The sequence below is a fragment of the Peribacillus sp. SIMBA_075 genome (assembly GCF_046534585.1).
The window spans coordinates 1-299 of sequence record NZ_JAWRYN010000360.1 but is presented as its reverse complement, the minus strand read 5'-3'; the positions used below and the strand labels follow the sequence as shown (position 1 = coordinate 299).

At 51.5% G+C, this 299-nt stretch carries 1 protein-coding gene; it reads left to right on the top strand.

Annotated features, from left to right (window positions below):
• Positions 1–25 precede the first annotated feature (25 nt).
• Positions 26–299 (top strand): FxsA family protein (locus SB775_RS28580; protein WP_410864555.1); only part of this gene is annotated, 274 nt, incomplete at its 3' end.

Genomic DNA, 299 nt, shown 5'->3' with positions numbered 1-299 from the left:
ACCATGCATAAAGGGGAGGAATAGGATGCTGCGTATCCTCGTTGTCCTTTTTGTTGTCGTTTTTGGGCTAGAGCTGTGGGGGTTAATTACAGTCGGGTCAATGATTGGCGGCTGGAATACGGTCTTCCTGGTCATTTTGACGGGGCTGTTCGGGGCATGGATGGCGAAGCAGCAAGGGGTACAGGTCTTTCGAATGGTCCAGTTTCAGCTGGCTCGCGGTCAGATGCCTACCGAGACCTTGATTGATGGGGTTTTGGTTTTGATTGGTGGTATTTTGCTGCTGCTCCCAGGCTTCTTCT